Source organism: Burkholderia sp. 3C (assembly GCF_054589155.1).
The window spans coordinates 137,794-145,140 of record NZ_BAAILN010000155.1 but is presented as its reverse complement, the minus strand read 5'-3'; the positions used below and the strand labels follow the sequence as shown (position 1 = coordinate 145,140).

The following is a 7,347-nucleotide window of genomic DNA, read 5'->3' as shown; positions in this document are numbered from 1 at the left end:
GGCGGCGGACGGATGTGCCGCCGCGCGCCCCCGGTCCGCCGCTCCGTGCCGGGGCGGCGGCCGACAGACTGGAAACGAACGACGTGACGGACAACACACTCTCGGCGCGCCCCGACGCGCTGCGGCTCGCGACGCAATACGCGGCGCTCCCCGAGGACAAGCGCGCGCTGTTCCGCGCCCGCGCGCGCACCGGCGGCATCGACACCTCGGCGCTGCCGGCCGTGCCGCTCGCGCCGCGCCCGGCGCGTTTCCCGCTGCTGCCGGCGCAGGAGCGGCTGTGGTTCCTGTGGTGCCTCGATCCCGCCAACGCGGGGTATCACCTGACGCAAACGCTGCGCTTGCGCGGCCCGCTCGATGCGACGGCGCTGCATCGCGCGCTGCATGCGCTGGTGGCGCGCCATGAAGCGCTGCGGCTGCGCTTCGAGGCCAACGACGGCGTGCCGATGCAATACCCGGTTCCGGCCGAACTGCCGTCGCAGGGCGCGACGCCCGACGACGCGGCGCGCGCGGCCTACGGTTTTCATGCGCAAACGATCGGCCCCGATCCCGAGGCGCTGGCCGCCGCCGTGCACGGCTTCGCCTGCGCGCCGTTCGATCTGACCGGCGGTGCGCCGTTGCGCGTCGGCCTGTTCGACATCGGCCCCGACACGCGCGTGCTGCAGTTCGTGGTTCATCACATCGTGGGCGATGCGTGGTCGATGGATCTGCTGTTCCGCGACCTGCTCGCGCTCTATCGTGGCGACACGCTCGCGCCGCTGCCCGTGCAGTTCGCCGACGTGGCGATGTGGCGGCGCGAATGGCAGGCGCCCGACGAACTGGCGCGGCAGGTCGCGCACTGGCGAGAGACGCTCGACGGCGCGCCCGGCGCGATCACGCTGCCGCGCGATCTGCCGCCGCGCCCGCAGCGCTCGCACGAGGGCGGCACGGTGCGCCGTGGCGTCGATGCGCCGCTGGCCGACCGGCTGCGCGCGATCGCGCGCGAGCACGGCACCACGCCGTTCACGCTGCTGTTGGCCGCCTACGGCGTGCTGCTCGGCCGCTATGCGGCGCAGCGCACCGTGGTGACGGGCGTGCCGTCGGCCGGGCGCGAGCGCCGCGAAACCGAGGCGCTGGTCGGCTTCTTCGTCAACACGCTGATCGTGCGCACCGATCTGGACGGCGCGCAGCCGTTCGCGGCGCTGCTGCGCGAGACGCATGCGCGCGTGCTCGACGCGCAGGCGCACCGCGATGTGCCGCTCGCGCAACTGGTGGAGGCGCTGGCCGTCGAGCGCGATCTCGACAGTTCGCCGCTGTTCCAGGTGATGTTCGATCTGGCCGTCGACCACCCGCGCGGTGCGGCTGCGCTGCCCGACGGGCTGGTGGCCGAGGCGGTGGCCGACGTGGCGCGTACCGCGCGTTTCGATCTGGCGCTGAACGGCCGCGACCGCGGCGCGGGCGGCACGTTCGAACTGGCGCTGACCTATGCGCGCGACCGCTTCGTGGCGCCCACCGTGGCGCGTTTCCTCGACGATTACGCGGCCCTGCTCGCGCTGATCGCCGCCGATCCGTCGCGGCGCGTGGCCGATCTGGCCGCGCCGCCCGCGCGCCATGCGGCGCATGCGGACATCGCACGCGGTCCGTTTTCACCCGCGCACCTGCGCATCGCCGCGCGCGCGGCGCTGTGCCCGGCGCGCATCGCGTTGCGTTGCGAGGGCGAATCGCTCGACTACGCCGCGCTCGATGGCTGGGCCACGCGGATCGGCGCGGCCCTGCGCGCCGACGGCCTGGCGGCCGGCGAGCGCGTGGGCCTGCTGCTGAACCGCTCGCTGGCGCTGCCGGCCGCGCTGCTCGGCGTCTGGCACGGCGGCGGTGCGTTCGTGCCGCTCGATCCCGATTACCCCGAGGCGCGGCTGCGCGCGATGATCGCCGATGCTGACGTGCGGCACGTGATCGTCGATGCGGGCACGCGCGCGCAATGGGCCGGGTTGCTCGGGCCGCTGCGTGCGCTCGACGCGGGGGCGCTGCGCGAGGCTGGATCGAGCGTCGGTGAGGGGGGGGATTCGGTGGCTGTTGGCAACGTCACCGATGTGGGCAGTGCGGTCAATGCGGCCAACGCGGCCAACGCGGCCAACGCGGCCAACGCGGCCAACGCGGTCAATGCCGCCAACGCCGCCAACGCGGTCAACGCCGCCAAGCCGGTCAACGCCGCCAACACGGCCAACGCGGCCAACGCGGCCAACGCGGCCAACACGGCCAACACGGCCAACACGGCCAACGCCGCCAACACGGCCAACACGGCCAACACGGCCACCACCGCGCCGCTGCATCCCGAGGCCCTGGCCTACGTGATCTACACGTCCGGTTCGACCGGCACGCCGAAGGGCGTGGCCATCTCGCACGGTGCGCTGGCGCTGCATCTCGACGATTTCCTGCACGACCACCGGATTGCCGAGACCGACACGGTGCTGCAATCTTCCACCATCAATTTCGACGTGGCGCTGCACGAACTGCTGCCGGCGCTGATCGCGGGCGGCCGCGTGGCGATGCGCGGCCCGCGCGCCTGGGAACTGGAGACGCTGAACCGCACGCTGATCGACGAGCGCGTGACGTTCGCGCGGATTCCCACCGCGCTCTGGCAGCAATGGCGGATCGCGCTGCCGGCCGCGCAGGACCTGTCGCTGCGGCAGATCACGGTGGGCGGCGAAGGCCTGCCCGGCGACGCGCTGGCGCGCTGGCTCGACGGCCCGCTCGCGCATGTCGCGATCGACAACCTGTACGGGCCGACCGAAACCACGGTGGCCGTGCTGCATCATCCGGTCACGCCGGCCGATGCGGCCAGCGCGATCGTCGCGATCGGCCGTTGCTACCCGTCGCGGCATGCCTACGTGGCCGATCTCGACGGCAACCGCGCGCCCGACGGCGCGCTCGGCGAGCTGTGCATCGGCGGCCCGACGCTGGCCCATGGCTACCTGGGCCGCGCCGCGCTGACGGCCGAGCGCTTCGTGCCCGATCCCACCGGCGAGCCCGGCTCTCGCGTGTACCGCAGCGGCGACCTGTGCCGTGCCCGCCCGGACGGCACCATCGATTTCCTGGGCCGGCTCGATCAGCAGATCAAGCTGCGCGGCCACCGCATCGAACTCGGCGAGATCGAGGCGGCGCTGCGTCGCGCGGCCGGCGTGCGCGAAGGCGTGGTGGAACTGCGCGGCGAGGGCGAACGCAAGCGGCTGGTGGCGTATTACACCGGCGAGGCCGCCCCCGATGCGGTGCGCGACGCGCTGGCCGCCACGCTGCCGGCCTCGCACGTGCCGTCGGTGTGCGTGGCGCTGGCCGCGCTGCCGACGCTGCACAACGGCAAGCTCGACCGCCGTGCGCTGCCCGAGCCGGACGAGCATGTCGATACCGGTGCGGTCGAACCGGCGGGTGCGCTCGAAACCACGCTGCTGGCGGTGTGGCAGACGGTGCTGGGCCGCACCGATTTCGGCGTGACCGATGCGTTCTTCGCGCTCGGCGGCGATTCGATTTCGAGCCTGCGCGTGATCGCACAGGCGCGCGCGGCGGGCTGGATCGTCAGCGCGCGGCAGGTGTTCGAGCATCCGACCGTGCGCGAACTCGCGCGCGTGGCGCAGCGCGCCGATGCGCAGGCGGGCGAGGGCGGGGCCGTGTTGGAAGCGTCCGGGCCGCTCGATGCGCCGCTCGTGCCGATGCAGGGCTGGTTCTTCGAGCAGTTCCCCGATGCGCCGTCGCGCTGGAATCAGTCGGTGCTGTTGCGCGCGGCCGATGCGCTCGATGCCGACGCGTTGCGCGTGGCGCTCGCGGCGGTGCTCGGCGCGCACGACGCGCTGCGCGCGCGTTTCGCGCACGATCGGGCCACCGGGCGCTGGACGCAGACCATCGTGCCGGCCACGGCTGATCTGGCCGGGGCTGCGTTCGAGGCGATCGATCTGTGCGCGACCGAAGCGACTGAGGCAACCGAGGCGACCGAGGCGACCGAAGCGGAAGAAGCGCCCCAGCCGACCCCCACCAACGACTGGCGCGCCGCGCTGGCCGCCCACGCCGATCGCCTGCACGGCAGCCTCGATCTGGCGCAAGGCCCGCTGCTGCGTGCGGCTGCGTTCGCAACGCCGGACGGCGCGCGGCTGTTGATCGTCGCGCACCACATCGTGATGGACGGCGTGTCGTGGCGAATCCTGCTCGACGATCTGCTCAAGGCCTACGACCTGGCGCGCGCCGGCGACGCCGCCCCCGCGCTGGCGCCACCCGCCACCGGCTGGCGCGACTGGTCGCAACGGCTGGCCGCCTACGCCTCGCAACCCGAATGGCTCGGCGAGATCGCCTGGTGGCAGGCGCAACTGGGCACGGCGGCCGACGCCGCGCCGCGCGCCGAAGGCGGCCAGCGCCACCTCGCCTGGTCGCTGGACGCCGACGCCACCGCGCGCCTGAGCGGCGCGGGCTGGCGCATCGACGACGTGCTGCTGGCCGCGCTCGCGCAAGCCTGCGCCGAGGTGCTGCCCGAGGTGCCGGTGATCGTCGAGCTGGAGGGCCACGGCCGCGGCGAGCAGATGCCCGGCGTGGACCTGAGCCGCACGGTCGGCTGGTTCACGACGCAGTACCCGCTCCGTGTGGCGGCCGGACGCGACGCCGAAGCCGCACGCCGCGCGATTGCCGCCGCGCGCACCGCGCTGCCGGCCGACGGGCTGCACTACAACCTGTTCCGCTACCTGGGGCTGGCCTCGTCGCGCGACGCGCTGGACGCGCTGCCGGCCACCACGGTCGGCTTCAATTACCTGGGCCGCTTCGAGGAGCGGCTCGGCGCGGGCCGCTTCACGTTCGCGAGCGAGGATAGCGGCGACGGCACGCTCGGCCGCTCGCCGGCCGGCGCGGCGCGCCATTGGCTCGACCTGAACGGCCTGATCGCGGACGGCTGCCTCAAGGTCGACTGGAGCGCGGCGGCAGGCTCGGTCGACGAGGCGAGGCTCGCCCGGCTGGTCGCCGTGTTCGATACGCAGGTGCGTGCGCTGGCGCAAGCCGCCGCGTTCGCGTCGGAAAAATCGAACGCAGCAAACGCAACGAACGCAACGAACGCAGCAAACGCAGCAAACGTGACCGACGTACCGGCCCGCTTCGGCGGCCTGCCCGGCGGTGCCACGCCCGCGCCGGTCGCCACCGCGAACCCGGCCGCCGACGCCGCGTTCGCGTTATGGCGCGAGCGCTTCTACACCGAGGCGCGCCTGATGCCGGCCGCCGATCCGCTGCGGCAACCGCTCAACGCGGCGCGCGCGCCCGTCACGCTGTTCTGCTGCTACCCGGGCTTCGGCCTGACCGGCGAATACCGCTACCTCGCCGCCGCGCTGCAAGGCGTGGCCTCGGTGGTGGCGTTGCGCGCGCCGGGCTTCGCGTTCCCGGCCTCGCAGCCGGCCGACTGGGCCGACAGCTTCGAGGCGCTGGTCGATGCCTGCACGCGCGAGATCGTCGCCATGCAGCCGGCCGGCCCGTACCGCTTGCTCGGCTGGTCGTTCGGCGGGCGCATCGCGTTCGCGGTGGCGGCCCGCCTGCGCGCGCTCGGTCACGCGGTGGATTTCCTCGGTCTGCTCGATACGGCGGTCTCGACCGCCGCGCATGGCCCGAACGAGGCGGGCGAGCTGTCGGCCGAGGCCGAGGTGGCCGGCGCCGATGCGCTCGCGCTGCTGCCGGGCTGGCTCGACGCGCAGCCCGACGGCGCGGCGCTGCGTCCGCTGTTCGCGCGCGCGGCCGAAATCGACGCGCTGCATTACCGGCTGCGCGTCGCGCACGCGCTGCCGCGCATCGACGTGCCGCTCACGTACTGGCACGCCGCGCGCGACACGGCCACCGGCCGCGAGCGCGACTGGTCGTCCTATACGAGCGCGGTCACCACGGTGATCGAGGCCGAGGCCACGCACACCGGCATCGTGCTGCATCCGGCCGTGCACGACGAGGTGGCGCGCCGCCTGCGTGCGCTGTCCGCCGCGCACGGGCAGGATGCCGGCAGCGCTGCTGCGCCCGGCGCCGGAACTAACGGATAATGACGCCCCGGCGGGCATGGCCCGCCGTCTCCCCGCAACACGATGCTGACGATGGAACTGAAGCCGTGACCACACCCGCCGGCGCTACGCCGCTCTACCGCCTGTCCGGCGTCGATTTCGCGATCGGCGACAAGACGCTGTTGCAGGACATTACGCTCGACATCCCCGCCGGCCAGGTGGTCGGCCTGATCGGCCACAACGGCTCGGGCAAGACTTCGCTGATGCGCCTGCTGGCGCGCCTGCATGCGCCGACGCGCGGCCGCATCGAGTTCGGCGGCGCGCCGCTCGATAGCTGGGCGCATCGCCGCTTCGCGCAGCAGGTCGCGCACCTGCCGCAATACACGCCGCAAACCGACGGCCTGCTGGTGCGCGAGCTGGTCGCGCTGGGCCGCTACCCGTGGCACGGCGCGCTCGGCCGCTTCTCGCGCGAGGATCACGAGCATGTCGAGAACGCGATGGTGTCGACCGATGTCGCCCATTACGCCGATCGCCCGGTGGACAGCCTGTCGGGCGGCGAGCGACAGCGCGTCTGGCTGGCCATGCTGATCGCGCAGGACAGCCGCTGCGTGCTGCTCGACGAGCCCACCTCGGCGCTCGACATCGGCCACCAGCTCGAAGTGCTGCAACTGATCCGCACGCTGTGCGACGCGCGCGGCATGACCGCCGTGGTGGTGCTGCACGACGTCAACATGGCCACGCGCTTCTGCAGCCAGCTCGTTTCGCTGCGCGGCGGCCGCGTGTTGATGCAGGCCGGCCCCGACGAGATCATGCGCGAAGACAGCCTGGCCGCCATCTACGGCGTGCCGATGGGCGTGATGGTCGATCCCGTGGCCGGCCACCGCATCGGATACCCGCGATGAGCCGGCCGTTGCACGAATCCCGCCGCCGCTGGCTGGCGCGCGGCGGCGCGCTCGGGCTGGCCGGCGCGTTGGCGTGGTCCGGCGCGGCGCGGGCTGCTGCGAGCGCTTCGTCAGCCGGTGCGTCCGCCGCTTCACCCGACACCCCGGCCGCCGTGCCCACCCGCGTCGCCACGATGAACTGGGAGCTGACCGAAACGCTGCTCGCGCTGGGCGTGACGCCGATCGGCGTCAGCCTGCCCGACTGGTATCGCAATGCGATCGTCGAGCCGCCGCTGCCGCGGGGCGTGGCCGACATCGGCCTGCTGTACCAGCCGAACTTCGAGGTGCTACTCGCGCTGAAGCCCGACCTGCTGGTGATCACGCCGGGCCACGCGCCGGCGATCCGCACGCTGCAACGGATCGCGCCGACCATCGTATTGAGCCAGTACATGACGAGCGCGCAGCCTTACCACGACCTCTGCGACGAA

The 7,347-nt window shown here is 73.3% G+C and carries 3 protein-coding genes; all 3 read left to right on the top strand.

Annotation, left to right across the window (positions count from 1 at the left end):
• The first annotated feature begins 83 nt into the window (after positions 1–83).
• Positions 84–6,020, top strand: a complete 5,937-nt coding sequence (locus tag ACYP33_RS33135) for a condensation domain-containing protein (RefSeq protein WP_459625364.1) — start codon at positions 84–86, stop codon at positions 6,018–6,020.
• A 65-nt stretch (positions 6,021–6,085) separates the two neighbouring features.
• Positions 6,086–6,880: an ABC transporter ATP-binding protein gene (locus tag ACYP33_RS33130; protein ID WP_414441814.1), complete on the top strand. Its 795-nt coding sequence runs from the start codon at positions 6,086–6,088 to the stop codon at positions 6,878–6,880.
• Positions 6,877–7,347, top strand: a 471-nt coding sequence (locus ACYP33_RS33125) for an ABC transporter substrate-binding protein (RefSeq protein WP_459625363.1), incomplete at its 3' end; no start/stop codon positions are given. The genes ACYP33_RS33130 and ACYP33_RS33125, both read left to right, overlap by 4 nt.